The organism is Roseivivax sp. THAF197b (assembly GCF_009363255.1).
GTDB lineage: Bacteria > Pseudomonadota > Alphaproteobacteria > Rhodobacterales > Rhodobacteraceae > Roseivivax.
The window spans coordinates 3,523,478-3,549,383 of record NZ_CP045318.1; the positions used below are offsets into that span (position 1 = coordinate 3,523,478).

24 protein-coding genes are annotated in these 25,906 nt (G+C 65.3%); 16 read left to right on the forward strand and 8 right to left on the reverse strand.

Translation table 11 applies throughout. The annotated features are described in order from the left end of the window. The first annotated feature begins 18 nt into the window (after positions 1-18). Positions 19-957, forward strand: a complete 939-nt coding sequence (locus FIV09_RS16950) for an ABC transporter ATP-binding protein (RefSeq protein WP_152452697.1) — start codon at positions 19-21, stop codon at positions 955-957. Positions 958-1,253: 296 nt separating this feature from the next. Here FIV09_RS16950 and FIV09_RS16955 read toward each other — a convergent pair whose 3' ends face one another. Together FIV09_RS16955 and FIV09_RS16960 are read right to left on the reverse strand one after the other, a co-directional pair. Further along, complete coding sequence (locus FIV09_RS16955; protein ID WP_152451824.1) at positions 1,254-1,622, reverse strand: histidine triad nucleotide-binding protein; 369 nt, start codon at positions 1,620-1,622, stop codon at positions 1,254-1,256. A gap of 9 nt (positions 1,623-1,631) precedes the next feature. Continuing rightward, positions 1,632-3,209, reverse strand: a complete 1,578-nt coding sequence (locus tag FIV09_RS16960) for a DUF5928 domain-containing protein (protein WP_152451826.1) — start codon at positions 3,207-3,209, stop codon at positions 1,632-1,634. Positions 3,210-3,350: 141 nt separating this feature from the next. Here FIV09_RS16960 and FIV09_RS16965 point away from each other — a divergent pair, with 141 nt between their 5' ends. Both FIV09_RS16965 and FIV09_RS16970 read left to right on the forward strand, forming a co-directional pair. Next, positions 3,351-4,169, forward strand: a complete 819-nt coding sequence (locus tag FIV09_RS16965; protein ID WP_152451828.1) for a sulfotransferase family protein — start codon at positions 3,351-3,353, stop codon at positions 4,167-4,169. A 40-nt stretch (positions 4,170-4,209) separates the two neighbouring features. Beyond that, a complete protein-coding gene (locus FIV09_RS16970; RefSeq protein WP_152451830.1) occupies positions 4,210-4,986 on the forward strand; it encodes a methyltransferase domain-containing protein in 777 nt (258 codons plus the stop codon). Here the strand turns inward: FIV09_RS16970 and FIV09_RS16975 are convergent. After that, a complete protein-coding gene (locus FIV09_RS16975) occupies positions 4,983-5,738 on the reverse strand; it encodes a hydroxypyruvate isomerase family protein (RefSeq protein WP_152451832.1) in 756 nt (251 codons plus the stop codon). The genes FIV09_RS16970 and FIV09_RS16975 overlap by 4 nt on opposite strands. 41 nt (positions 5,739-5,779) lie before the next feature. Then, on the reverse strand, positions 5,780-6,370 hold the full coding sequence (locus tag FIV09_RS16980) for a DUF1285 domain-containing protein (protein WP_152451834.1): 591 nt from the start codon (positions 6,368-6,370) through the stop codon (positions 5,780-5,782). 68 nt (positions 6,371-6,438) lie between these two features. Here FIV09_RS16980 and FIV09_RS16985 point away from each other — a divergent pair, with 68 nt between their 5' ends. The 4 genes from FIV09_RS16985 to FIV09_RS17000 are packed head-to-tail and all read left to right on the forward strand — an operon-like array spanning position 6,439 to position 13,179. Beyond that, complete coding sequence (locus FIV09_RS16985; protein WP_152451836.1) at positions 6,439-7,446, forward strand: MoxR family ATPase; 1,008 nt, start codon at positions 6,439-6,441, stop codon at positions 7,444-7,446. Further along, positions 7,443-8,324, forward strand: coding sequence for a DUF58 domain-containing protein (locus FIV09_RS16990; RefSeq protein ID WP_152451838.1), 882 nt, complete (start codon positions 7,443-7,445; stop codon positions 8,322-8,324). The genes FIV09_RS16985 and FIV09_RS16990 overlap by 4 nt, the downstream gene beginning before the upstream one ends. Beyond that, the gene (locus FIV09_RS16995) at positions 8,321-11,140 is read left to right on the forward strand and encodes a DUF4159 domain-containing protein (RefSeq protein WP_152451840.1); all 2,820 of its coding nucleotides are present in this window, start codon (positions 8,321-8,323) and stop codon (positions 11,138-11,140) included. The genes FIV09_RS16990 and FIV09_RS16995 overlap by 4 nt, the downstream gene beginning before the upstream one ends. Beyond that, positions 11,137-13,179: a hypothetical protein gene (locus tag FIV09_RS17000; protein ID WP_152451842.1), complete on the forward strand. Its 2,043-nt coding sequence runs from the start codon at positions 11,137-11,139 to the stop codon at positions 13,177-13,179. Before FIV09_RS16995 ends, FIV09_RS17000 begins: the two co-directional genes overlap by 4 nt. 143 nt (positions 13,180-13,322) lie before the next feature. Here the strand turns inward: FIV09_RS17000 and FIV09_RS17005 are convergent, their stop codons facing one another. Genes FIV09_RS17005 through FIV09_RS17015 form a run of 3 tightly spaced genes read right to left on the reverse strand, consistent with a single transcriptional unit; the run spans position 13,323 to position 14,864 of the window. Next, entirely contained in the window at positions 13,323-13,709 is a 387-nt protein-coding gene (locus tag FIV09_RS17005; protein WP_254702261.1) for a hypothetical protein, read from the reverse strand. A gap of 34 nt (positions 13,710-13,743) precedes the next feature. Beyond that, positions 13,744-14,454, reverse strand: coding sequence for a DUF599 domain-containing protein (locus tag FIV09_RS17010; protein ID WP_152451845.1), 711 nt, complete (start codon positions 14,452-14,454; stop codon positions 13,744-13,746). Beyond that, positions 14,454-14,864 carry a CopD family protein gene (locus tag FIV09_RS17015; RefSeq protein ID WP_152452701.1) on the reverse strand — a complete coding sequence of 137 codons (411 nt, stop codon included), beginning with the start codon at positions 14,862-14,864 and terminating at the stop codon, positions 14,454-14,456. Before FIV09_RS17015 ends, FIV09_RS17010 begins: the two co-directional genes overlap by 1 nt. A 148-nt stretch (positions 14,865-15,012) precedes the next feature. Here FIV09_RS17015 and FIV09_RS17020 point away from each other — a divergent pair, with 148 nt between their 5' ends. The 6 genes from FIV09_RS17020 to FIV09_RS17045 all read left to right on the forward strand — a co-directional run bounded on the left by FIV09_RS17020 (position 15,013) and on the right by FIV09_RS17045 (position 20,990). Continuing rightward, positions 15,013-16,461 carry an FAD-linked oxidase C-terminal domain-containing protein gene (locus tag FIV09_RS17020; RefSeq protein WP_152451847.1) on the forward strand — a complete coding sequence of 483 codons (1,449 nt, stop codon included), beginning with the start codon at positions 15,013-15,015 and terminating at the stop codon, positions 16,459-16,461. Between the two features lie 60 nt (positions 16,462-16,521). Continuing rightward, the gene (locus FIV09_RS17025) at positions 16,522-17,646 is read left to right on the forward strand and encodes an FAD-binding protein (protein ID WP_152451849.1); all 1,125 of its coding nucleotides are present in this window, start codon (positions 16,522-16,524) and stop codon (positions 17,644-17,646) included. Next, positions 17,643-17,984 (forward strand): hypothetical protein, encoded by a 342-nt coding sequence (locus FIV09_RS17030; RefSeq protein ID WP_152451851.1) that lies wholly within the window; start codon positions 17,643-17,645, stop codon positions 17,982-17,984. Before FIV09_RS17025 ends, FIV09_RS17030 begins: the two co-directional genes overlap by 4 nt. A 9-nt stretch (positions 17,985-17,993) precedes the next feature. Next, positions 17,994-19,373 (forward strand): glycolate oxidase subunit GlcF, encoded by a 1,380-nt coding sequence (gene glcF / locus FIV09_RS17035; RefSeq protein ID WP_152451852.1) that lies wholly within the window; start codon positions 17,994-17,996, stop codon positions 19,371-19,373. 88 nt (positions 19,374-19,461) lie between these two features. Continuing rightward, positions 19,462-20,307: a serine protease gene (locus FIV09_RS17040; protein WP_371417733.1), complete on the forward strand. Its 846-nt coding sequence runs from the start codon at positions 19,462-19,464 to the stop codon at positions 20,305-20,307. 209 nt (positions 20,308-20,516) lie between these two features. Beyond that, on the forward strand, positions 20,517-20,990 hold the full coding sequence (locus FIV09_RS17045; protein ID WP_152451854.1) for an Hsp20 family protein: 474 nt from the start codon (positions 20,517-20,519) through the stop codon (positions 20,988-20,990). An 85-nt stretch (positions 20,991-21,075) separates the two neighbouring features. On the opposite strand, the gene FIV09_RS17050 is transcribed toward FIV09_RS17045, so the two are convergent. Then, the gene (locus tag FIV09_RS17050) at positions 21,076-22,554 is read right to left on the reverse strand and encodes an NAD-dependent succinate-semialdehyde dehydrogenase (protein ID WP_152451856.1); all 1,479 of its coding nucleotides are present in this window, start codon (positions 22,552-22,554) and stop codon (positions 21,076-21,078) included. Positions 22,555-22,636: 82 nt separating this feature from the next. Here FIV09_RS17050 and FIV09_RS17055 point away from each other — a divergent pair, with 82 nt between their 5' ends. The 3 genes from FIV09_RS17055 (at position 22,637) to FIV09_RS17065 (ending at position 25,812) form a co-directional block, all read left to right on the forward strand. Further along, positions 22,637-23,431 carry an alpha/beta hydrolase gene (locus FIV09_RS17055; protein WP_152451858.1) on the forward strand — a complete coding sequence of 265 codons (795 nt, stop codon included), beginning with the start codon at positions 22,637-22,639 and terminating at the stop codon, positions 23,429-23,431. Between the two features lie 316 nt (positions 23,432-23,747). Beyond that, on the forward strand, positions 23,748-24,953 hold the full coding sequence (locus FIV09_RS17060; RefSeq protein WP_152451860.1) for an aminopeptidase P family protein: 1,206 nt from the start codon (positions 23,748-23,750) through the stop codon (positions 24,951-24,953). Between the two features lie 226 nt (positions 24,954-25,179). After that, positions 25,180-25,812: a DUF1523 family protein gene (locus FIV09_RS17065; RefSeq protein ID WP_152451862.1), complete on the forward strand. Its 633-nt coding sequence runs from the start codon at positions 25,180-25,182 to the stop codon at positions 25,810-25,812. Positions 25,813-25,906: the final 94 nt, after the last annotated feature.

Genomic DNA, 25,906 nt, shown 5'->3' on the forward strand with positions numbered 1-25,906 from the left:
ATGAGGAGCAAGACACGCATGGCCAAGGACGCGATCCGGATCGAAGGCTTAACCAAGACCTATGGCGGACAGGGCCGGGCGCCTGCAAAAGAGGCGCTGAAGGGCATCGATCTCGATGTGCCACAAGGCTCCGTCTTCGGGCTTCTGGGCCCGAACGGCGCGGGCAAGTCGACGCTGATCAACATCCTTGCGGGGCTTGTGGTGAAGACCTCGGGCCGGGTCAGCATCTGGGGATTCGATCAGGACAAGAACCCGCGCCAATCCCGCGCCTCCATCGGGGTGATGCCGCAGGAGCTGAACCTCGACCCGTTCTTCACTCCGCGCGGCGCGCTCGAAGTGCAGGCGGGGCTATACGGCGTGCCCAAGGGGCAGCGCCGGTCGGACGAAATCCTCGAGATGATCGGCCTGTCGGACAAGGCCGAAGCCTATGCGCGGACGCTCTCGGGCGGCATGCGGCGGCGGCTTCTTCTGGGCAAGGCGCTGGTGCATCGCCCGCATATCCTGGTGCTCGACGAGCCCACCGCGGGCGTCGATATCGAACTGCGCCAGATGCTCTGGGACAATGTGCGGCGGCTCAATCGCGAAGAGGGTATGACGATCATCCTGACCACCCATTACCTCGAAGAGGCCGAGGAGATGTGCGACGAGATCGCGATCATCAACCAGGGTGAGCTGGTGGCGCGCGACACGACGCGAAACCTTCTGGGCGAGCTTGACGCGCGCACCATGGTGATCGAGCCCGAAGAGACGCCGGAGCGCATTCCGGAAATGGCCGGAATCGAGGTGGAGACGCGCGAAGATGGCGTGCTGGCCCTGACCTATCACGCGCGAGAGACACGGGCCGAGGACGTGCTCGACGCGGTGCGGCAGGCGGGCATCCGCATCTCGGATGTGCGCACCGAACAGCCCGACCTGGAAGATGTGTTCCTCGCGCTGACGAAGGGCGCGCATGGGTGAGAATGCGGAAGACTGCGCAGTCTCATACGTGCCGTCCCTTTCCATGGCTTGAGCGATGAACAAAGGAGCGCGGAATCAAGGCTGCTTGCAGCCGCCGCGCTTCAGCGCCTGCCCGCTCCCGTGGGCTGGCGCTTTGGAGCCGTCGGCGCTTCGTACCTTCTGAGCGGCGACTTGCATCAAATAAATCGCCTGGGTTCGACCGTCGCAGCGCCAACCCGCGGGCAGGCGCTTCAACGTCGCTCTGCAATCCATTTGCACCATCGCTCTGTTTTCAAGCTGAGCGATGGCCCCGGGCGCTACCCCTTAGCCAGCATCCGCCCCAGGGGCCGCCCGGCCAGGATATGCACGTGCAGATGCGGCACTTCCTGCACCCCGTCGCGGCCCGCATTGGAGATCAGCCGGAAGCCATCCTCCGATACGCCTTCGAGTTCACAGACCTTGCCCACGGCCCGGATGTAATCGACGATTTCCATCTCGGAGGCGTCCTGCGCGAAATGATCGAAGGACACGTATTTGCCCTTGGGGATCACCAGCACATGGCAGGGGGCCTGCGGCTGGATGTCCCGGAAGGCCAGCGAATGCGCGGTCTCGAGCACCGTGTCGTTGGGGATCTCGCCGCGCAGGATCTTGGCGAAGATGTTGTCGTCGTCATAGGTGAATGCCATGGGGCCTCCTCAATCGGCAAAGAGATGGTCGGTCCGCGCGATCTCCTGCGCCTTTTCCTCGCCGACGGTGAGAAACTGCGCGATGGCCTGCGCGTTCAGGTCGGGACTGTCGATTTCGCGGATCCGCAGGTGATTGTCGAACTCCGCGTCCCGGATCCGGTCGCTTTCGTGCAGCATGTCGTTGCGGATCGTGGGCAGCAACCGCGCGAGCGTATCGGACGGGGTCTGGTCGCCCGCAAGCCCGACGCGCATCGCATGCCCAGTCAGGTAATCGTCCGAGAACTGGCATTCGATCTCGAGGATGCGGGTCACGGCCCGGTCGCGGCAGAAATCCTCCAGCAGGTCGAGATTTACCGGATCGAGACAGACCAGAAGCCGCTCAGTGTCGAAGTAGTCATAGAGCATCCGCATCAGCGCCCGCCGGTGCCTGTGCCGCTTGGACATCGTGGCCTGAATGCCGCCGAGATCCGGCAGGGCCGTCGCCTCCTCGTTGAAGAGGTATTCGATGCAGGGCACGTTCGTCTGCTGGCGGATGCGTTCGAGCAGGCGCTTGGCCACGTGCCATTTCTTGCACACGACAATCAGCAATTCGCGTTCGCGGCCCAGCGAGCTTTCCGTCTCCCAGAACCGCGGCGCGAAACGGCGCCCGATGCGCCCCTTGCCGGTCAGGAACTTGAAAAGCTCCCGCCCCTCGTTCGAGATCTGGAACTTCACCTTCTCCGCCGAATAGAGCACGCCCAGCCGGCGCTTCAGATCATGCGCCTCGGGGCTGATCTTGCGGGCAAAGAGGTAATCCTGGCTCAGCAGCACGTCGTAATGGTCGTTATAGAAGACCGTCGGCATGCCGTAATCGGTGAACAGCAGGAAGGTCAGCGTCCGGCTGTCGATCTCCCGCTCGGGCACGAGGTGGCGCACGACGGTCTGAAAGAACGTCTCGTCCGGAATCCATGTGGTGCGGAAGAAGCGCACCACATCGGGGCGTTTGCGGACGAAATCCAGAACTGCCTCCACGGTGCGGCGGCGCAGACACCACCATTGGCTGCCGATCATCATGTCGATATCAGACGGCACGCTGCGCGTGAGCTTGAGCCGTTTCTGCGCCTCGAACATGGCGTAGAAGAGTTTCTTGTTGGTGCGTTCGTTGACGAAGTGGCGGTAGATCAGCCGCTCTTCCTTCCAGCCGGTCTTGATCCAGTCGGATTTGAAGTAATCGAAGCTTTCGATGTAATCGACCTCGCGCCGGTCGAGGAAGTCATGCGCGTATTCCGCCGACTTGATCGCCATGCAATCGCCCGAGAGCATGTAGAAATGCGTGGCGCGCGGAAAGGCATCGACCGCCGCCTTCAGCGCCTCGAGCGTGGCGGCCACGAGGCTCCATTCCCCCCAGCCGCACTTGATGCGCCGCTTGGCGAAGGTGACATTGGGATTGTCCGCAAGCGCCGTGCGAATCTTCGCATAGGCCGAGGCCGGGGCGGATTTGTCGAAATGGATCGACATGTAATCGCCGACCGCGGTCAGCGACCGCGCCTGACGGATGATCGCTTCCGGATCCTTGTGACACAGGAGAATGAAGGCGATTTTTGCCATTCTTGAAACGAACTGCCCCAGTCTTCGCCCGATTGTTTAGCTTGATACCCTAAACGGGCGTTGAATGAACAAGGTTTCTTTGCTTTTTTGTGACAAACGCCGTGCCAGAAGCAAGCACGGATCAAAGAGGCAGCTGTCAATATGGGGTTTCCCGGAACCTGGATGACCGAAAGCGAAAGCGTCGTCTATCGCGTGGTCCCGAAATGTGCCTGCTCGACCATCGGGCAGATCATGTATTACTCCGACCACGGCGAATTCTTCGACGGCGACATTCATGACGCCACCGAGGGCCTGCACAAATGGGCCCGCGAAGACAGCCAGGCGGCGATCAAGGCGAACGTGAAGACCCGTTCTTCCTACGCATTCACCTGCGTGCGCAATCCGTATGGGCGTATCCTGTCGTCGTTCTTCGACAAGATCTGCGGCATCCAGCGCAATGGCAAACGCTATCGCGGGAACCTCGTCCCGCTTCTGATCCAGAAATACGGGATCGAGGTCGGTGGCGACGACGGGACGGAGGAATTCGACCAGGTCAAAAGCTTCCGCCGTTTCCTGCTCTTTGCGCGCGACACCATTCGCTGGCGGCGCCCGATGGATCCGGACATCCACTGGTCGGCCATGTCGGGCCATATCTCGACCTTCATCGTGAATGGCGGGCGCTACAACAAGATCTTCTGGACGGAGCATTTCAACGACGGCATGCAACAGGTCCTAGACGCGATCGAGACGCCGAAAGAGGTCGTGCTGAAGGACGTGCCGCGCTTCAACGAAAGCGAAGGCCACGGCCCCAAGCGCCTCCATCCCATCGAGGATTACTTCGACGATCTGTCGATGCATCTCGTCTACGAGATCTACAAACGCGATTTCGAGCTGTTCAAATACGATTTCGAGAACCCGGGCAACAAGATGCCCGTGGGCGAGATCGACCTCGACGAGGTGCATGCCAAGCTGGGCGACTGACCCTTCGGAAATGTGCTAGAGTGCGGAATGGAGACCCGCCATGCTGGCATTTGATGCGAAAACCGCCGCCCTTCTCAACCGCTGCTACCTTGGCGCGGACTTTGCGCACAGGCGCCGGGTGAACTTCGACGCGATCCTACCCGCGCCCGGCGACTGCATCGCGGATATCGGCTGTGGCAACGGCATGCTGACCGTCGATCTGTCGCGTGCGGTCGGCCCGGACGGACACATCTTCGGGATCGAGCCGAGCCCGGACATGCGCAGCACGGCGCAATCGGCCCTGCATGGCATGGACAACGTGTCGGTCCTCGACGGGACGGCTGAGGCCTTGCCCCTTGATGATGCGAGTTGTGACAAGGCCGTGTCGGTCCAGGTTCTCGAGTACGTGCCCGACCTGGATGCCGCGCTGCGCGAAGTCGAAAGGGTTCTGAAGCCCGGCGGTGTGGTTGCGGTGGGTGACATGCATTTCGGCACCTTCACTTGGGCCAGCGACGATCCTGCGCGGATGAACCGGATGCTGCGCGCATGGGACAGTCACGTCGCGCATGTCGACCTTCCTGCAAGCTTGCCCGCCTGCATGGCGCGGGCGGGGCTGACAGTCGAAACCGTCCGTGCCGTACCGATGACCGACCATCTTTTGCGCCCGGACGGGATGGCTGCGATGCTCCTGATCCTGATGCGCAATCACGCGATCCGCATCTCTGCCATGACGGAGGAAGAGGCGGATGCCTGGCAGGCCGAACAGCAGACCCGCGCCGCGCAGGACACCTTCTTCTTCTCGCTGACCCATTTCGTGATCGTCGGGCGGAAACCCTAGCGTCCGACCCGCGCGCGAAGCGCTCGAAGCCAGTCATATCCAGCGCCCGCGTCGAAATATTCCGCGCTGATCCACCCGTCATAGCCGCTCTCGGCGACCGCGTCGTAGAAGGCCACTTCTTCGGGGGCGTCCGGGTCCGGCGCGCCACGGGCGTCAAATCCGCCGATCTGCACATGCCGGACGAGATCCGCATGCCGCGTCCAGGTCGCGGCCACATCCCCGTGTATGCGCTTTGCGTGCCAGGCATCGAATTGCAGCCCGAGATTGGACAGCCCGACGCAGCCGATGATCTCGGCCGCCTGATCGAAATCGTTCAGGAAATAGCCCGGCACGTCGAAGGGATTCAGCGGCTCGATCAGGATGGTAAGGTCCGGTGCCGCGAGACAGGCTGCGCGCAGATTGGCCTTGAAGCGGGCCAGCGCATCGGCCCCGCGCGCCTTGCCCGCCATGGCATGGATACGGCCCGTCCCGGTGGCCCGCGCAAAATCGATGGCCGCGTGCATGTCGGCGGCAAAGCGCGCCACCTCGCCTGGCACGGCCGCGCGGCCCCGCGCGCCATCGTCCCAATCGGCAACCGGCGTGTTGATCAGAACGAGCGGCATGCCGTTCAGCGCGTCGTTCATCTCCTGCGCGGAAATTACGTAAGGGAAAAGGCACTCCACCCCGTCGAACCCCGCCGCGCGTGCCGCATCGGGCCGCGCCACGAGGGGTACATCAAATGTCAGGAGCGATATGTTGGCCGCGATCTTCATGCCCGAAGCCTAGCATGCAGGCCTGCGAACGGGAGAAAATCTTACCCAAGCTCCGCCGCCGGAATGATCGGAAAGAACGTGCCGCTGGAGCGGATGCCGAACCAGCGCGCGCCCTCATGCACTTCCTCGGTGCCGATCTCCACGAGCCGGTAGAAACTCTTGCGGTCGATCAGCGCTTCGAGATTGCGCCGTACCAGGATGTAGGGCGATGGCTCCCCGGTCTCGGCGTCGCGCTCGACGCGGATCGGATGCTCGGGCCCGGCCACGGCGGTGTCGCCGACGTGAGTCGTGAACGTCAGAACCTGATCGTCCCCGACCTCCGCCACGTCGAAATCCACGGCGACGAACGGCGCGTCTTCGACGGTGATTCCCACTTTCTCCACCGGAGTGACCAGAAAATAAGCATCTCCTTCCTTCTTGAGGATCGAGGAGAACAGCGTCACCAGCCCTTTGCGACCGATGGGAGAGCCCAGGTAATACCACGTCCCGTCCCGCGCGATACGCATGTCCAGATCGCCGCAAAAGGGCGGATCCCATTGATCCACAGGCGGCAGGCCGCGCCCCTTCCGGGCCGCTTTGGCCGAAGCCGCAATACCGTCTGCCGAGGGGGCCACGCGATTTTGTGACGTCATTGGTTTTGCCATTTCCGTGTCGAGGGATACTCTCCTACCAACAGATAGCCGCAAATAGGATGATTGCCATGGCCGAAGCAGAAGACCTCGTCGCCGAAATCGAGGCGCTGGAAGGCAAGCTCGCCGAGGCGAAAACCGCGATCACGCGGCGCTTCATCGGCCAGGAGCAGGTCGTGGACCTGACCTTGTCCGCATTGTTGTGCGGCGGTCACGCCCTGCTGATCGGTCTGCCCGGCCTCGGCAAGACGCGCCTGGTCGAGACGCTCTCGACGGTGATGGGCCTTGATGGCAACCGCGTGCAGTTCACCCCGGACCTGATGCCCGCCGATATTCTGGGCTCCGAGGTGCTGGAGACGGGCGCGGATGGCACGCGCGCCTTCAAGTTCATTCCCGGCCCCATTTTCTGTCAGCTTCTGATGGCGGACGAGATCAACCGCGCGAGCCCGCGGACGCAATCGGCGCTGCTTCAGGCGATGCAGGAAAAGGTCGTCACCGTCGCGGGCGAGACGCGGCCCCTCGAGGCGCCCTTCCACGTGCTCGCCACGCAGAACCCCATCGAGCAGGAGGGCACCTATCCGCTTCCCGAAGCGCAGCTTGACCGTTTCCTCGTGCAGATCGACGTGGCCTATCCCGACCGCGACACCGAGAAGGACATTCTTCTCGCCACCACCGGCGCGGAGGAATCCGACGCCTACGAGGTCTTCGACGGCGCCTCGCTGATCGCGGCACAGCAGCTTCTGCGCCGCATGCCCGTGGGGGATACCGTGGTCGAGACGATCCTCGATCTCGTTCGCGCCTTCCGGCCCGGCGATCCCTCGGCCCCGGAACGCGTGCGGGACGTCGTGGCCTGGGGCCCCGGCCCGCGTGCCGCGCAGGCGTTGATGCTGACCGTGCGGGCGCGCGCGCTCCTGCAGGGGCGCCTCGCCCCATCGGTCGAGGATGTCATCGCGATGGCGCGCCCCGTTCTGGTGCACCGGATGGCGCTCAGCTTCTCGGCCCGCGCCCGCGGCGAGGATCTGGGCACGCTGATCGACGAGGTTGCAGGCGCCGCATTGCGGAGCGAGGCCGCCGCTTGAGTTCCGATCTCGCCCTTCTGGCCCGCGCCCGCGCCGAAGAGGAGGCCAGCCGCCTTCCGCCGCTTCTGGCCCGGGCGGAGCAATTGGCCGGAACGGTGCTTCTGGGCGAGCATGGCCGCAAGCGGGCGGGTCTCGGCGATGATTTCTGGCAATACCGGCCGATGATGCCGGGCGATACCTACCGCTCCATCGACTGGCGCCGCTCGGGCCGGGGGGATGCGCAATTCGTGCGCGACCGCGAATGGCAGATCGCGCAAAGCGTGATGCTCTGGGTCGATCGCGCGGCCTCGATGCGCTTTGCCTCCACCCCCGATCTGCCGCAGAAGGCCGAACGCGCGCGGCTTCTGGGCCTTGCCGTCGCCATCCTGCTAAATCGCGGGGGCGAACGGGTGGGGCTGACGGGGTTCACCCTGCCACCCCGGCGGGGCAGCGAACAGATGATGCGGCTCGCGGAATATTTCGCCGGAAGCGAAGACGACGATTACGCCGCCCCAGAGGCGCGCGGCATGATCCCCCATGCCCGTGCGGTCTTCATCTCAGATTTTCTGGGTGATTTCGACGCGGTTTCGGCCGCGCTGACCAAGGCTGCGGACCGCGGTGTGCGCGGCGTTCTCCTGCAGGTGCTCGACCCGTCGGAGGAGAATTTCCCCTTCCGCGGGCGCACCATCTTCGAATCGGTCGGCAAGCAGGTCGCGCATGAGACGCTGAAAGCCAACGATCTGCGCGAGCGCTACCTTGAGCGGCTGGCCGAGCGAAAGGACCAATTGTCCTCGATCGCCCGCGCGACCGGCTGGCTCTACACCACGCATCATACATCGGAGCCCGCGCAATCCGCGCTTCTGTGGCTCTGGCGCGCGCTTGACGGGAGCCACGGATGACCCTTTTCGGAACCATCGGCTTCGGGGCGCCCTGGCTCCTTCTGGCGCTTCTGGCGCTGCCGATCCTGTGGCTCATCCTGCGCGCGGTGCCGCCCGCGCCGATCCGCCGGATGTTTCCGGGTGTCATCCTGCTGCTGGGTCTCAAGGATGACGAGCAGGTCAGCGACCGGACGCCCTGGTGGCTGTTGCTTATGCGCATGCTGGCCGTGGCCGCGATCATCATTGGCCTCGCGGGCCCCGTGCTCAACCCCGAGGAAGATCGCGCGGGCGCGGGCGACGCGCCGCTTCTGGTGGTGATGGATGGAAGCTGGGCGTCGGCGGCCAGTTGGCGCGCCAAGATGCAGTCGCTGGACGCGGCTCTGGCTCAGGCAGGGCGGGATGACCGGCCCGTCGCCACGCTGATGCTGACCCGGCCCGAACCGGCCACGTTCCAGGCCGCAGGCACCGTTCAGAACCGCGCGGCGGGCATGATCCCGAACCCCTGGGCCCCCGATACGGTCCGGACGGAGGCCGCACTCGACGCCCTGCCCGAGGGGAATTTCGAGACGCTCTGGTTCTCCGACGGGCTTGAGCGCGACAGCCGCGCGACGCTGCTTGAGGCCTTCGAGGAACGTGGCCCGGTCACGATCTACGAAAGCCCCGCACCGCTTTACGGGCTGGAGCCCGCGCGTTTCGAGGATGGCGCGGTGCAACTGACCGCGCATCGCCTCCGCCCCGGGGCCGCGCGCGACATTCGCATTCTGGCGCAGGGCCGCGATCCCGCGGGCAATCCTGCCCTCCTCGCCGAGGCGACGCTGACATTCGAACAGGACGCCACGACGGCGGAAGGGGCGGTCTCCCTGCCTGCGGAGCTGCGCGCGCGGATCGACCGGTTCGAGGTTGCCGGTTCGTCCTCGGCGGGTGCCGTCACCCTGCCCGATGACAGCCTGCGCCGCCGCGAAGTGGCGCTCATCGCGGGCTCCGAGAACCGCGAGGGGCTCGAGCTGCTTTCACCGCTGCATTACCTGACCCGCGCGCTTGCCCCGACCGCCGATCTGATCGATGGCGCCCTTCTCGACATCCTGCCCGCCAATCCCGATGTGATCGTGCTCGCGGATGTGGCGACCGTCAGCCCCGCCGAAGAAGACGCGCTGCTCGGATGGATCGAAGCGGGCGGCATGCTTCTGCGCTTCGCCGGACAGAGGCTCGCCGCGAGCGAGGTCAGCCGCGCCGAGGAAGACCCCCTGATGCCCGTGCGCCTGCGCGCGGGCGGTCGGACCGTGGGCGGCGCGATGAGCTGGGGCGAGCCCAAAACGCTGGCCCCCTTCGACGATGAAAGCCCGTTCTTCGGCCTCGCCATCCCCGAGGACGTCACCGTGAGCGCGCAGGTCATGGCGCAGCCCGACCCGACGCTCGCCTCCCGCGTCATCGCCCAACTGAGCGACGGCACGCCCCTCGTGACCCGCAAGCGCGAAGGTCAGGGGCAGATCGTGCTGTTCCACGTCACGGCCAATGCCGAATGGTCGAGCCTGCCGCTCTCAGGCCTCTTCGTGCAGATGCTCGAGCGGCTGGCGGTGTCCTCGATGGCGGCGCAGCCCGAAGCGGCGGACCTCGAAGGCACGACCTGGACGCCGCTGCGCGTGCTCGACGCGTTCGGGGCGCTGGCCACTGCCGAGAACCTGCCCGGTATCGCAGGCGAGGATCTGATCAATGCCGAACTTGGACCTGAACTGCGTCCGGGTCTCTACCAGGCCGAAGATCGCAGCATCGCGCGAAACGTGATCGGCGCGGACGCGACCCTGACCCCCACGGTCTGGCCCGATCGTATTCCCGTCGAAGGGCTGGAGCGGGCCGAGGAAACGCCGCTTTCGGGCTTCCTTCTGGCGCTTGCCGCGCTCTTGCTGGTCGCGGATGTGATCGCGGCGCTGGCGTTGTCGGGACGGCTTTTCGGTCTGCGCACCGGGACGGCGGTTCTGCTGGCAGCGCTCATGACCGTGCCGCTGCATGAAGTGCGCGCGCAAACGGGCAATGCACCGGCCGGGAATGCTCAGGCCGGGACTGCACAGGCGGATGGGGCGGAGACCAATTTCGCCACCGCCGCCACGGCGGAAGTGACGCTCGCCCATATCCTGACCGGCGACGATGAGATCGACCGCGTGGCGCAAGCGGGACTGCGCGGTCTGTCCGATACGCTGTTCTTCCGCACTTCCGTGGAGCCGGGCGCGCCCGTGGGCGTCAACCTCGAAGCCGATGAGCTGGCCTTCTTTCCGTTCATCTACTGGCCCGTCACGCCCGATCAGGCGCAGCCCTCGCCTGCCGCTTATGCGAAACTGAACGAATATCTGCGCGCGGGCGGGATGATCCTGTTCGATACGCGCGACGCCGATATTGCGCGCTTCGGTGCGGGTTCGCCCAATGGCCGCAAGCTGCAGGAGCTGGCCGCGCCGCTCGATATTCCGCCGCTTGAGCCGGTGCCAGAGGATCATGTTCTGACGCGGACCTTCTACCTCTTGCAGGATTTCCCGGGCCGCTATGCCAGCCGCGACGTCTGGGTCGAGGCCGCACCCCCAGACGCAGAACAGATCGAGGGGATGCCCTTCCGCAACCTCAACGACAACGTCACGCCCGTGGTGATCGGCGGTAATGACTGGGCCTCGGCCTGGGCCGTGGATCAATCCGGCCAACCCTTGCGACCCGTCGGCTCCGGCTTCACCGGAGAGCGGCAGCGCGAGGTCGCCTACCGCTTCGGCGTCAACCTCGTGATGCATGTGCTGACCGGCAACTACAAATCCGATCAGGTGCATGTGCCCGCCCTTCTCGACAGGCTTGGACAATGACCGGCACCATCATTTTCGACCCGCTTCTGCCGTGGATCGCCATTGGCATCCTCGCCGCGATTTCCGCAGGTGGCATCCTGATCGCGGTGCTGCGCGGCCTGCGTGGCTGGGGCTTGCGTGGGTTGGCCGCGCTGGTGCTGATCGCGGCCCTGACGCAGCCCTCCCTGCAGGACGAGGATCGCGCGCCCCTGTCCGACATCGTGCTGCTGCTGGAAGATCAAAGCGCGTCGCAACAGCTGGCAGAGCGGTCGGATGCCACGGCGAACGCGGTGAATGCGCTCGCTGCTGATCTAGCCGCGCGGCCCAATACCGAGATCCGGCGCATCCGCGTGGGCGATGGCGGCGACAACCAGGGCACCCAGCTGATGACTGCACTGAGCGAGGCGCTGGCCGAGGAGCCTTCGGGCCGGGTCGCGGGCATCATCGCCGCCTCGGACGGGCGCCTGCACGACATGGACCGCACCCCGGACCTGCCCGCGCCGCTGCACCTTCTGATGACCGGCCGCGAAGAGGATTGGGACCGTCGCCTCATCATCCGCAACGCGCCTGCCTTCGCGATCCTCGATGAAAGCTTCACGTTGACGCTTCGGATCGAGGATTCGGGCGCCGCACCACAGGCGACGAACGTGCCGCTCGATATTTCCGTGGACGGCGAGTCGCCGCAGACCTTCACCGTGCCCGTGGGCGAGGATATCGACCTGCCGGTGACCCTGCCTCATGGCGGGCTGAACGTGATCCAGTTCACCACGCCCGAGGCCGAGGGCGAGCTGACGGATCGCAACAATTCTGCGCTCGTGCAGGTCAATGGCGTCCGCGACCGGCTGCGCGTGCTCTTGGTCTCGGGCGAGCCGCATGCGGGCGGGCGCACCTGGCGCAACCTGTTGAAATCGGACAGCTCCGTCGATCTGGTGCATTTCACCATCCTGCGCCCGCCCGAAAAGCAAGACGGCGTGCCGGTGAACGAGCTGTCGCTCATCGCCTTTCCGACGCGCGAGCTGTTCCTCGAAAAGATCGACGATTTCGACCTGATCATTTTCGACCGCTACAAGCGCCGCGGCATCCTGCCCGCGATCTACCTCGACAACGTGCGCAACTATGTCGAGGAGGGGGGCGCGGTGCTGATCTCGGCCGGGCCGGATTTCGCGTCTGCCGACAGCCTCTTCCGTTCGCCCCTGGGCGAGATCGTGCCCGGCGCGCCCACCGCCCGCGTGCTGGAAGAGCCGTTCCAGCCCGTCATCACCGATCTCGGCGACCGACACCCCGTCACCGCCGGGCTCACCGGCGAGGAAAGCTGGGGCCGCTGGCTGCGCCAGATCGAGGTGGAGCCGGAAGGGGCGGGCAACGTGCTGATGTCCGGCATCGGAGAGCGACCGCTTCTGGTGCTCGACCGGGTGGGCGAAGGCCGGATCGCCTTGATGGCCTCGGACCAGGCTTGGCTCTGGTCACGCGGCTATGAAGGCGGCGGGCCGCAGCTGGAACTTCTGCGCAGGCTGGCCCACTGGATGATGAAGGAACCCGAGCTCGAGGAGGAGACGCTCTTCGCCGAAGCCTCCGGGCAGACCATGCGCATCATTCGCCGCACGCTCGAGGATGGCATCGGTCCCGTCACCGTGACCCGGCCCGACGGCGAGACCGAGGAGATTTCGCTGGAAGAGGTCGCACCGGGCCGTTTCGAGGCGCTCTATGACGGCCCGGAGATCGGGCTCTACCGGTTGTCCGAGGGAGAACAGGAAGCGGTGATCGGGCTTGGCCCCTCCGCCCCGCGCGAGTTCGAGGAAACCATCGCCACGGCGGATATCATGGCCCCGGCAATCGATGCGATGCGCGGTGGTGCGCTGCGGCTCGAGGACGGTCTGCCCCGCATCCGCGAGGTTGGTGCGGGACGTCCGGCGGCCGGGCGCGGCTGGATCGGGATCACGCCCCGGGACGCCTACGAAACGCTGAATGTGCGCAACGTGCCGCTGCTGCCCGCCTGGCTGACATTGCTTCTGGCCTCCGCGCTGATCTTGGGCGCCTGGCTCCGCGAAGGCCGTCGGTAACTCTGCCTGCGGCGCGGGGGGCGCGTCCGCGGGGCGGCCGCGTTGGAGGCTCTGCCTCCAAACCTCCGGAGGTATTTCTGGTCCGAACGTGACAGGACGGTCGCGCGCGCCATGGGGCAGCGCACGTTGCGGCACGGAAGATGTCAGAGTTCCGGGCGGACCTTCACGGCGACGCGGTTCTCGGACCAGCCATCGACGGAGCACCGTGCCCGCACATAGACGGTCCAGACGCCATCGGGCACCATCACGGAGGAAAGCGAGCGCGTGAAGGGCTGCTCCTGCACATGCGGGTGGTGCAGCACGCGGGTGTCGATCACCTCACCCTCTTCCGTCTCGATCCGCCAGCCATCCGCGTAATGGTCCCAACCGGTATCGGGATGGGCCAGCGTGACCGAGACGCGCCAATCCATGCCCAGCTTCTCGAAGGAGACATCGCGAATCTCGGGCGGGTCTGCCGCCACGGATGTCGCGAGAGCAAGGCAGATCGAGAGCGGGCCGAGAAGAGCGGGGGCGAGGATGTGTTTGCGCATATCGCTGATTAGCACCCGGTCCTTGAAACGAGGGTCATTTTTCCGTGTCTTCGGGACGCGCGGTCAGCAGGACGGCGCGGCTGCTGGCGAAGAACTCCCGCCGCAGGATGACTGCCACGGTCAGCGCGGTTGCGAGCATCAGCGCGATCGGGCCAATCATCCAGGCCGCACTTGCAATGCCGAAATACACCGACCGCATCCCCCGATTGTAGCTGCGGGCTGCCGTCGAGTTGATCTCGCCCGCCTGCCGTGCGCGGGCCAGTGCCGCGCGGTCGGCCGGATCGTTCGGCACCGCTGCCATGAGCACGGCGCAATAACCAAACAGGCGGTGTGACCAGACGAATTTCAGGAAGGCATTCACGGCGAAGAGCAGCATCAGCGCGATCTTCACCTCCCAGACGATGGTCGGATCGGCGGGCAATGTCAGGTCCCGTGCGACACCCTGCAGCCGGTCGGCGTTGCCGATCAGCGCAAGCGCGCCGCCGATGGCGATCATCGTGGCCGAGGCGAAGAAGGTCGCACCCTGCCGCAATATGCCGACAATCTGGCTGTCGAAGATGCGCGGGTCGCGATGCAGGAACTGCACCATCCAGGCGCGACGATACTCCGCCATCAGGATCGAGGTGGAGGGGCGCGCCGCCGGTGGGTTCTCGATGATCTGCGTGACCGAAAGCCAGCCGGTGATCAGAACGCCAAGCGCGACCCAATCCGCAGGCGCCATGAATTGCAGCAGCGTGGGCGTCATCAGACGGGCTGCGCCACGACGACCCACAGCACGGCGATGACCACGAAGACGCTGACTTCGTTGAAGATGCGCAGGAAGCGGTCGCTTTCGGTGAAGACCCCGCGCCGTGCGCGCAGCACCATGCGACCGGTCCAGCCGTAATGCGCCGCAAGTCCCGCCACCAGCGCCACTTTCCACCAGACCCAACCCGGCATCGCCAGCATGCCCGCGAGCCAGAAGCCGGTGATGATGGCGATCACGCCGAGACCCAGCGAAAAGCGGTAGAGCCGGATCGTCAGATCGCCCAGCGGGCCGAACGCATCGAGAGACGCATATTCGCGCTTCCAGTAGATCAGCGCCCGCGGCACCGCGAAAATGGATGTCATCCATCCCATGACGCACAGAATATGAATGACCTTGACCCAAACCAACATGCTGTCTTTCGCGCTCCCTGTGCCGCTTCTACCCGCCATATACTGCGGACAGCGCCCCTGCGGCGATGCATCGCCACCCTCTGGGGTATGGCTTTGCCTCTGAAAATGCTAGATACACGTCAAGTGCCAAAAGGGAGTTTTCGCGATGCAGATGCCAACCCCCGACGCCCGTGTCCTCGGCCGCAAGGCGGAAATCGTGGACCGCTTGCGCCGCGTCCTGCCCGCTGATGCGGTGATCGACGACGTGGCGGAAACGCGCGCCTATGAATGCGACGCGCTCACGGCCTATAAATGCCCCCCGCTCGCTGCCGTTCTTCCCGCCAACACGGACGAAGTCGCTGCCGTGCTGAAGATCTGCCACGAGCTGGACGTGCCCGTCGTGCCGCGCGGCTCGGGCACATCGCTTGCAGGCGGCGCACTGCCCACGGCAGATTGCGTCATTCTTGGCGTCTCCAAGCTCAACGATGTACTTGAGACCGATTACGACAACCGCTTCATCCGCGTGCAGACCGGACGGACCAACCTTTCGGTCACCGGCGCCGTTGAGGAGGAGGATTTCTTCTACGCGCCCGATCCATCCTCGCAGCTGGCCTGCGCGATCTCGGGCAATATCGCGATGAATTCGGGCGGCGCGCATTGCCTGAAATACGGCGTGACCACCAACAACCTGCTGGGCGTCACCATGGTGATGATGGACGGCACCGTCGTGGAGTTGGGCGGCGCACATCTCGACGCGCCGGGGCTCGACCTGCTGGGCGTGATCTGCGGCTCCGAGGGACAGCTGGGCGTCGTGACCGAGGCGACCCTGCGCATCCTGCGCAAGCCCGAAGGTGCGCGGCCCGTGCTGATGGGCTTTGACGCCAATGAGGTGGCGGGCGCCTGCGTGTCCGACATCATCAAGGCGGGTGTCCTGCCCGTGGCGATCGAGTTCATGGACCGCCCCTGCATCCGCGCCTGCGAGGCCTTCGCCAAGGCGGGCTACCCCGATTGCGAGGCGCTTCTGATCGTCGAGGTCGAAGGCTCCGACGCTGAGATCGACCACCAGCTGAGACTGATCATGGAGATCGCCAAGCGCCACAATCCGGTGGAGCTGCGCGAGGCCAAGGATGCCGACGAGGCGGGGCGGATCTGGTTGGGCCGGAAATCGGCCTTCGGTGCCATGGGGCAGATCAACGATTACATGTGCCTCGACGGGACGATCCCCGTGTCGGAACTGCCGCGCGTGCTGACCCGGATCGGCGAGATGTCGAAGGAATACGGGCTCGATGTGGCCAACGTCTTCCATGCGGGCGACGGCAACATGCACCCGCTGATCCTCTTCGACGCGAACAAGGAGGGCGATCTGGAGAAATGCGAGGCGATGGGCGCCGACATCCTCAAGCTGTGCGTCGAGGTGGGCGGCTGCCTGACCGGCGAGCACGGTGTCGGCATCGAGAAGCGCGACCTGATGCATGTGCAATATGCGCCCGCCGATCTTGAGGCGCAGATGGCGGTGAAGGACGTGTTCGATCCGAACTGGCTTCTGAACCCCGCGAAGGTGTTCCCGCTCGATGCCTCGGATGCGCGCCGGGCCCTGGACGTGGCCGCGGAATAAGCCCCAGACCTGCCCCGGCCATGCACGCCGGGGCCTCTCAAATCCGGACGAAATCAAAGTATGACACCCACATCGGAAGACGAGCTGAGCGCCGCGATCAAATCGGCCAAGGGGCCCTTGCAGATCCGCGGCGGCGGCACGCGCGGCGGCGCGGGCACGGGCACCGTGCTGGACACGGGCGGGCTGTCGGGCATCACCCTTTACGAGCCCGGCGCGCTGACGCTGGTGGCCGGTGCGGGCACGCCCGTGGCGGAAATCGAGGCCGCGTTGGCTGCGGAAAATCAACGCCTCGCCTTCGAGCCAATCGACCACCGCGCCATCCTCGGCACGACCGGCACCCCGACGCTGGGCGGCGTGGCCGCGACCAACGCCTCCGGCCCGCGCCGCATTCAGGTGGGCGCCGCGCGCGACTTCATGCTGGGCGTGCGATATGTCGACGGGGCCGGCAACATCGTCAAGAATGGCGGCCGCGTGATGAAGAACGTCACGGGCTACGATCTGGTGAAGCTGATGGCGGGCAGCTGGGGCCAGCTTGGCGTCATGACGGAAGTGTCGCTCAAGGTACTGCCGGTGCCCGAGATGATCGCAACCCTGCGGATCAACGGGCTCGACGACGCTCAGGCAGTGCAGGCGATGAGCCGCGCGCTTGGCTCCCCGTTCGAGATCACGGGCGCGGCCCATGCGCCCAACGGCCCGGACGGGCATCCCGTCACGATGTTGCGGATCGAAGGGTTCGAGACGCAGATCACCTATCGCGCCGCGGAGCTGAAGAAGCTGCTTGCCGCCTTCGGCGATATCACGCTCGAGACCGATCAGGACCGCGCCGCGGCAGGCTGGGCCTGGGTGCGCGATGCGGAGCTGATGAAGGACCAGCCGGGCGATATCTGGCGCTTTTCGGTCAAGCCGTCGGACGGGCCGGCGCTGGCCCGGGCGCTGGGCGCAGACGATATCCTTTACGATTGGGGCGGCGGCCTCGTCTGGGCGCGGATGCCCGAGGGCACCGATGCGCGCGCTTCGATGGGCGGCATTGCAGGCCATGGTACCTTGGTCCGGATGAGCGATGCGGCCCGTGGCACGATCCCGCGCCTGCATCCCGAACCCGCACCGGTCGCGAAGATCACCGATGGCCTGCGCGCCCGCTTCGATCCGCGCGGATTGTTCAGCCCGGTGACCGAGCCCGCATGATGCCCCCGCTTCTGATCGCTTTCGTGCTCTCCTTCGCGGTCGGGCCGCTCCTGTTCCTGCTGTTGATCCAGCCCGATCCGACGAAGCCGCTTCTGGCCGCGCTGGCCATCGGCGCGCTCGCCGCAGCCCTTCTCGGCGCGAGCCTGTTCGACCGGTCACCCCTGTCGGGCCTCGCTGCCGTCTGGCTGGGATGGGTCAGCGCCGTCGCCTTCATCGCTCATGCCGCACGGCGCATGATGCACCGCCCCAGAACCGACCTCGCCACGCGCGTGGCAGGCAGCCTCGCCACGACGATCCCGTGGTTTGGCCTGGCCACCGCGCAGATGCTTTCAAGCTGAGGATTTCCCATGCAGACGACCTTCACACCCGAACAGCTCAAGGATGCCGATGTCGCGCGCTCGAACGAAATCCTGCGCAATTGCGTGCATTGCGGGTTTTGCACGGCGACCTGCCCGACCTATCAGGTGCTGGGTGACGAACTCGACAGCCCGCGCGGGCGCATCTACCTGATCAAGGACATGCTCGAGAACGAGCGCGTGCCGGACGACAAGACCGTCAAGCATATCGACCGCTGCCTCAGCTGCCTCGCCTGCATGACGACCTGTCCCTCGGGTGTGCATTACATGCACCTCGTCGATCACGCCCGCGCCTATATCGAAGAGAAATATGAACGCCCCTGGCAGGACCGCGCGTTGCGCTGGGTTCTGGCGCGCATCCTGCCCTATCCGGGCCGCTTCCGGCTGGCGCTGCTGGGCGCCAAGATCGGACGCCCGTTTGCAAAGCTCATGCCCGATGTGCGCCTGCAGGCCATGCTGGAGATGGCACCGAAGACCATCCCGCCGGTCAGCAGCAACGACGATCCGCAGACCTTCCCCGCCAAGGGCCAAAGGAAGATGCGGGTCGCGCTGATGACGGGCTGTGCGCAACGCGCGCTCAACACGGATATCAACGATGCGACCATTCGCCTTCTGACCCGGCTGGGCGCCGAGGTGGTAATCGCCGAGGGCATCGGCTGCTGCGGCGCGCTCACCCACCACATGGGAAAGATCGACGAAAGCCACGGGACAGCGGCCAAGAACATCCGCGCCTGGGCACGCGAGATGGACGGCGAGGGCCTCGATGCGGTGGTGATCAATACCAGCGGATGCGGCACGACCGTAAAGGATTACGGCCACATGTTCCGCACCACGGACATGGCGAAGGACGCCGCCCGCGTCTCAGAGATCGCCCGCGATGTCTCCGAGGTGCTGAACGAATTGATGGCCACACCCGAGACCGACACGGCGCAAGAAGCGCGCGAGGGGATCGCGGGCACCGACGCGGCGGCGGGGCATGGCATCTACGCGCCGCCCAAGGGCGCCTCCGGTGGCGCCATGCGCGTGGCTTATCACGCCGCCTGTTCGCTGCAGCACGGCCAGCAAATCAAGACATACCCCAAGGCCCTTCTGAAGAAGGCCGGTTTCGAGGTGGTGGAGCCGGCCGACAGCCATCTCTGCTGCGGTTCTGCAGGCACCTACAACCTGATGCAGCCCGTGATCTCCAAGCAGTTGAAAGAGCGGAAGGTCCGTACGCTCGAGGCGAAGTCGCCCGAAGTGATCGCCGCGGGCAATATCGGCTGCATGATGCAGATCGGCGGCGGCACGGATGTGCCCGTCGTCCATACGGTCGAGCTTCTGGATTGGGCTACGGGCGGGCCGAAGCCGCCCAAGCTGATGGAAACAGAGTAACCCGCAGATCGAAACAAGATCGCAAAGATATGCCACATTGGTGACACGCCGGGCCGCGAGGCAGGGTGAAACCACCAGGGATTCCTTTGTGACGCGCTGCCAACGCCTTCTTGTCGCCTGCCTCTGTACGGGGCTCTTCGCCGGTCCTGCCTCGGGACAGGGCATTACCCAGCTGTTCGGTGGCGGCCCGGAGGGCGATTGGGGGGCCGTTGGGCGACTGGAATTCAAGGACAAGGCTTTTTGCACCGGGGCTCTGATCTCTGAGGCGCTGGTCTTGACCGCCGCCCATTGCCTCTTCGATCGCGATACCGGCGCGCCGGTGCCCGTCGAGGAGATGGAATTCCTGGCAGGCTGGGAGAACGGGCGCGCCGCCGCCTATCGCCGGGTGCGCCGCGCGGTCGCCCATCCGGATTTCGATTTCACCTCGGCAACCGACAGCGCGCGCGTCCGGCATGACCTCGCCCTGTTGGAATTGCAGCACCCGATCCGCAACACCACGATCACGGCCTTCGCCACCGACGAGGACCCCGAGGCAGGCGATGACGTCGGCGTCGTCTCTTACGGTCGCCGCGACGAGACCGCGCCGGACCTGCAGGAGCGCTGCGATGTCCTGTCACGACAGGACGGTATCATCGTGATGTCTTGCGCGGTTGATTTCGGCGCGTCCGGCGCGCCCGTCTTCTCCTTCGAAAGCGGCACCCCGCGGATCGTCTCGGTCGTGTCCGCGAAAGCCCAAGTCGGGGAGGACGCGGTATCGCTCGGGGTAATTTTGGGCGGCACCCTGGATGTCCTGCGCGACTTGCTCGACGCCGAGATCGACCAGTCGCGCCCACCCGGCGTGAAGACCATCACCGGATCGGGCCGTCCCGCCACCGCCGCGAAATTTCTGCGCCCCGCGGAGCGCGAGGCGGAGACCGGCGCTGCCTCGGAATAACGTTCAGGCGCGCCACATATGCAAGGAAAGTCAGCGATCCCAATGGATTGCTCCGGATCGACATTTGCGATTGCGGGTCTTGAAAGCCTCGAAGACGCATCCCATTTCTGATCCGTCGGGACGCCGCATCAGGGTCCCGGCATCTCCAGACGCCTGTCCCGGACGGGAAGGCGCATTCCAGAATGGTATCGCTCACAGGAGGATAACCCATGCGTAGCTTTGATTTCGCACCGCTTTACCGTGCAACCGTCGGTTTCGATCAGATCGCCGACATGATGGACCGGGTTCTGGCATCCGATGTCGCCCAGCCCACCTACCCGCCCTACAACATCGAGAAGACGGCGGATGACGCCTACCGCATCTCGATCGCCGTTGCGGGCTTTTCCGAGAATGATCTGTCTGTCGAGGTGAAGGACCACGCGCTTGTCGTCGCCGCCCGCAAGGCCGACGAGGATGAAGGCCGCACCTACCTGCATCGCGGCATCGCCACCCGCGCCTTCGAGCGTCGCTTCCAGCTCGCTGACCATGTCCGAGTAATTGGCGCATCGCACACTGATGGCATGCTGCATATCGATCTGGAGCGCGAGATCCCCGAGGCGCTGAAACCGCGCCGCATCGCGATCCAGAAGGTCGATACGGTCGAAACCCGCAAGGACGTGCTCGAGGCCGACAAGGTCAACTGATCCGGCCCGTTTCACCGATATACCGTCGAAACGCGAACGCCCCGGCCATACCCGGGGCGTTTTGTTTGACAGAACGTCTGGACGGTCAGACCGTCAGGCAGACGTACTTCATCTCCATGTATTCCTCGATGCCGTGATGGCTGCCTTCGCGGCCAAGGCCCGATTGCTTCACGCCGCCGAAGGGTGCGACCTCGGTCGAGATGAGGCCGGTATTCACGCCGACGATGCCGTATTCCAGCTCTTCGGCGACCTTCCAGACACGGCTGAGGTCCTTGGCGTAGAAATAGGAGGCCAGGCCGAAGATCGTGTCGTTCGCCATGGCGATCACGTCGTCGACGTCATCGAACTTGAAGAGCGGCGCGAGCGGGCCGAAGGTTTCCTCCTTCGCGAAGGCCATCTCCTGCGTGGCGCCGGTGACGATGGCAGGATGGAAGAAGTTTCCGTCTGCGTCATCCTTGTCGGAACCGAGGATCAGCGTCGCGCCCTTCGAGGTGGCGTCGCGGATATGCTCCTGCACCTTGTCGATGGCATCGCGGGTGATGAGCGGGCCCAGATCGACAGCGTCTTCGGACAGCCCGTCGCCCACTTTCAGCTTCTCAACCGCCGCCTTCAGCTTCTGTGCAAACTCGTCATAGACGCCCGATTGCACGTAGAGGCGGTTGGCACAGACACAGGTCTGGCCGTTGTTGCGGAACTTGCAGGCGATGGCGCCTTCCACGGCCGCATCGATATCGGCGTCGTCAAAGACGATGAAGGGCGCGTTGCCGCCAAGCTCCATGGAGCATTTCATCACCTGGTCGGCGGCCTGACGCAGCAGGATGCGGCCCACCTCGGTGGAGCCGGTGAAGGTCAGCTTGCGGACCTTTTCGTTCTCGCAGAACTCCTTGCCGACCTCGGAGGCCGAGGAGGAGGGCACCACGTTGAAGACGCCTGCAGGGATGCCCGCGCGCTCGGCCAGAACGCCCAGCGCGATGGCCGAAAGCGGCGTCTCGGCGGCGGGGCGTGCCACGAAGGAACAGCCCGCGGCCAGTGCCGGGGCCGCCTTGCGGGTGATCATCGCGTTGGGGAAGTTCCAAGGGGTGATCGAGGCGGCCACACCGATGGGCTGCTTCATCACGAGGATGCGCTTGTCGCGCCCGTGGCCCGGAATTTGTTCACCGAGGACGCGCTTGGCCTCTTCGGCGAAGAACTCCACGAAGGAGGCGCCATAGGCGATTTCGCCCTTGGCTTCGGCCAGCGGCTTGCCCTGCTCGGCGGTCATGATCTTGCCGAGGTCTTCCTGGTTTTCCATCATCAGGTCGAACCATTTGCGCAGGACGTTTGCGCGCTCCTTGCCGGTCCATTTGGCCCAGTCCTTCTGCGCGGCATAGGCCGCGTCGATGGCCTTTCCGACCTGCGCGCGGGACAGATCCGCGACCTTGGCGATGACATCGCCCCGCGCGGGGTTGGTCACTTCGAACGTGCCGTCATCGCCGTCGATCCAGTCGCCGCCGACATAGGCGCGGCTTTCCAGCAGGCTGGGGTCCCGCAGGAGCTCGGGAAGGTTTGTGGTTTGGTCGAGCATCACGCTCTCCTTTCAATTTACAGCGGGGATGGACCCCAAATTTCTGCGCGGTATGGTCGCTGCAAAGCGACCGGAGACATTCATGGAACTCGATGACGCATACGCAAATGCACCTCACATACCCGATGCCGAGGCCTACCCTGCGCGTTGGGCCGAGAAGGCACAGGCGTTGCGGAGCAAGCTTGGCGCGGTGAACCGCGCTCGGCTGGGTCTGATGTACGGGCATGGAACGCGAAATGCCATAGACCTGTTCCTGCCTCTGCGCCGCCCCGAAGGCCTTCTGGTCTTCGTGCATGGCGGCTATTGGCTGCGCTTCGGCCGCGAGGACTGGTCGCATCTGGCGGAAGGCCCCATGGCCCATCGCTGGGCGGTGGCGATGCCCTCCTACGATCTGTGCCCGCGGGTGCGGATCGCCGACATCACTCGTCAGATTGCCGATGCGATCGCCGTGGCCGCGCATGAGGTGCCGAACGTGCCGATCCGCCTGGCGGGCCATTCCGCGGGCGGGCATCTCGTCTCGCGCATGCTGGCCCCGGACATGCTGCCCGAGGATGTCGCATCGCGGATCGAAGCGGTCATGCCGATCTCGCCGCTTTGCGATCTGGAGCCGCTTCTGAAGACCTCGATGAATGCCGAGCTGGGCCTCGATGCCGACAGCGCGCGTGCCGAGAGCCCGCTGCATCAGCCGAAACCGTCCGTGCCGGTGACGGTCTGGGTCGGCGCCGAGGAGCGGCCCGTATTTCTGGATCAGGCGCGCTGGCTTTCGGAGGCCTGGGGCGCCGATCTGGTGGAAGATGCGGGGCGGCATCATTTCGACGTCATCGACGGGCTGGAAGATCCCGACAGCCGGATGACGAAGGTCGTGCTCGGCCTCTGAGGGTCGCGCCCCGTGGGGAGGGCGGGAGCGAGGGGCCAGCCCCTCGCGCTCCCCGGAGGTATTTCTGGTCCGGTCGTGACAGGGGCGGCGCGCTCCTCCGTTGAGGTGGGTCGCACGGATGAGAAGGGGCGCTTGCGCGACGCTTGAGGCGCAATGGGCGCTTGCCTGAACCCTTGTTTCGGGGAATATGGCGACATGGCCGGGCGATGGCGTCGCCCCGATGGCCTTTTCCATCCGTCCTGAACGCCGGGACCTTTCTGCGCGCCATGAAGGCCTGGGAAGGGCCGCGCGGCGCGTGACCAGGAGGGGTTCACCCATGGATCGACCACATTTCTATCCCTGTCACAACGGCGAGAAGGCCGTGCTGCCCTTCGAGGGCGCCGAATACGAGGCGCGCCTGGCCGGGTTGCGGCAGTCGATGGCGGCGGCGGGGCTCGATGCCTGCCTGCTGACCTCGATGCACAATGTCGCCTATTACTCGGGCTTTCTCTATTGCAGCTTCGGGCGGCCCTACGGTCTTGTCGTGACGCGCGAGGCTTGCGTGACGCTGTCAGCCGGGATCGATGCGGGCCAGCCCTGGCGGCGCTCCTACGGGGATCAGCTGACCTATACCGACTGGACCCGCGATAATTTCTGGCGCGCAGCCGCGCATGTCGCGGGCACTGGTTTGCGCATCGGAATCGAGGGCGATCACATGACGATCGCGGCGCGGGACCGGCTGACCGCTTTTCTGGAGCCTTCGGAAATCGTGGATATCGCGCCCGCCACGATGCGCCAGCGCATGGTCAAATCGCCCGCAGAGATTGCCTTGATCCGCGCCGGTGCCGCCGTGGCTGATGTGGGTGGCTATGCCATTCGGGACGCAATCGCCGAGGGCGCGCGCGAGATCGATATCGCCATGGCGGGCCGCGATGCGATGGAGCGCGAGATCGCCGAACGCTTTCCCGATGCGGAATATCGCGACACCTGGGTCTGGTTCCAGTCGGGGCTGAACACCGATGGCGCGCATAACCCCGTGACCGCGCGCAAGCTCGAGCGCGGCGACATCCTGAGCCTCAACACCTTCCCGATGATTTCCGGCTATTACACCGCGCTCGAGCGGACGCTGTTTGTGGGCGCGGTCGATGACGCCTCCCGCGCGATCTGGGAGGCCAATGTCGGCGCGCATGAGCTGGGCATGTCACTTCTGAAGCCGGGCATGCGCTGTTCGGAGGTGACCGAGGGCGTGAACACTTTCTTCACCGAGCGGGATCTCCTGCAATATCGCACCTTCGGCTATGGCCATTCCTTCGGCGTCCTGTCGCATTATTACGGGCGCGAAGCGGGGCTGGAGCTGCGCGAGGATATCGACACGGTGCTGGAGCCGGGCATGGTCATTTCTATGGAGCCGATGCTGACCCTGCCCGAGGGCATGCCCGGCGCGGGCGGCTACCGGGAGCATGACATCCTGCTCATCACCGAGGACGGCAACGAGAATATCACCGGCTATCCTTACGGGCCGGATTTCAACGTGGTCGGCTGATCGGGGGAGAGAGGCCGCCCCGCCCTCCGGGAGGGATGGGCGGGGCGGACGTCATGTTCAGGGCGCAGTCTTGGGCCCCAAGCAGGTCCGGGGAGACGCGGCAGACCCGCCGACGGAATACGCGGCACGCGCGCAATGATCGCAGCGACGGCACGTGACCCCTTGGATCGCAGGCGCCAAAGGGCCAGATTGACGGAAGGCATTCGCAGCAAAGGACCGCCCCGCCATGGCATATGTGAAATGGACGCTGATCGCGCTTTGGTGGATCGTGGTGCTGGCCTTCCTGCATTACACTCTGCCGCAAAACGATATCGCGCGCATCACCGACACCTATGAGAAGCGCGAGGATATCGGCTCCAACGCGCTGTTCTGGGCGCGCGGCGATGCCGGATCGGCACAGACCGACAGCCGGGACGTTTTCTTCATCCAGACCCGCCGCGCGGGCGATGACATCATGGTCTACCGCAACGAGGATACCGGCTGGGGCTGGCCGCCCTTCTTCAAGTTCGACAGCTCGAACCTGCAAGCGGAAGCCGCCGATCTGCGTTCCACAGCCGATGCGCCTGCCTGGGTGGCGATCCGGCATTACGGCTGGCGTCTGGAGTTCCTGTCGGTCTTCCCGAACGCGCTGTCGATCAAGCCGGTCGCGGGCCCGGACGTGACCATCATCCCCTGGCGCGCGATCATCACGATGATCCTGCTCGTGGCCTTCTTCTGGGCGATCTGGGTGCGCTGGCGGCGCTTCCAGCAGGCGCGGATCGATCCGGTGCTGGATCAGGTCGAAGACAGCTTCGACGATGCCTCGGACGGCCTGCGGTCCCGCGGCAAGCGCATCTCGGATTGGTTCCGCGGGCGCTGACCCGCCGCCATCGCCGCGCCGCCATTGTTTCCGCTTTCGCCATAATCCCGCCGGGATCGTGGGCTACGCACAATCAAGACATCCCGCGCGAGAC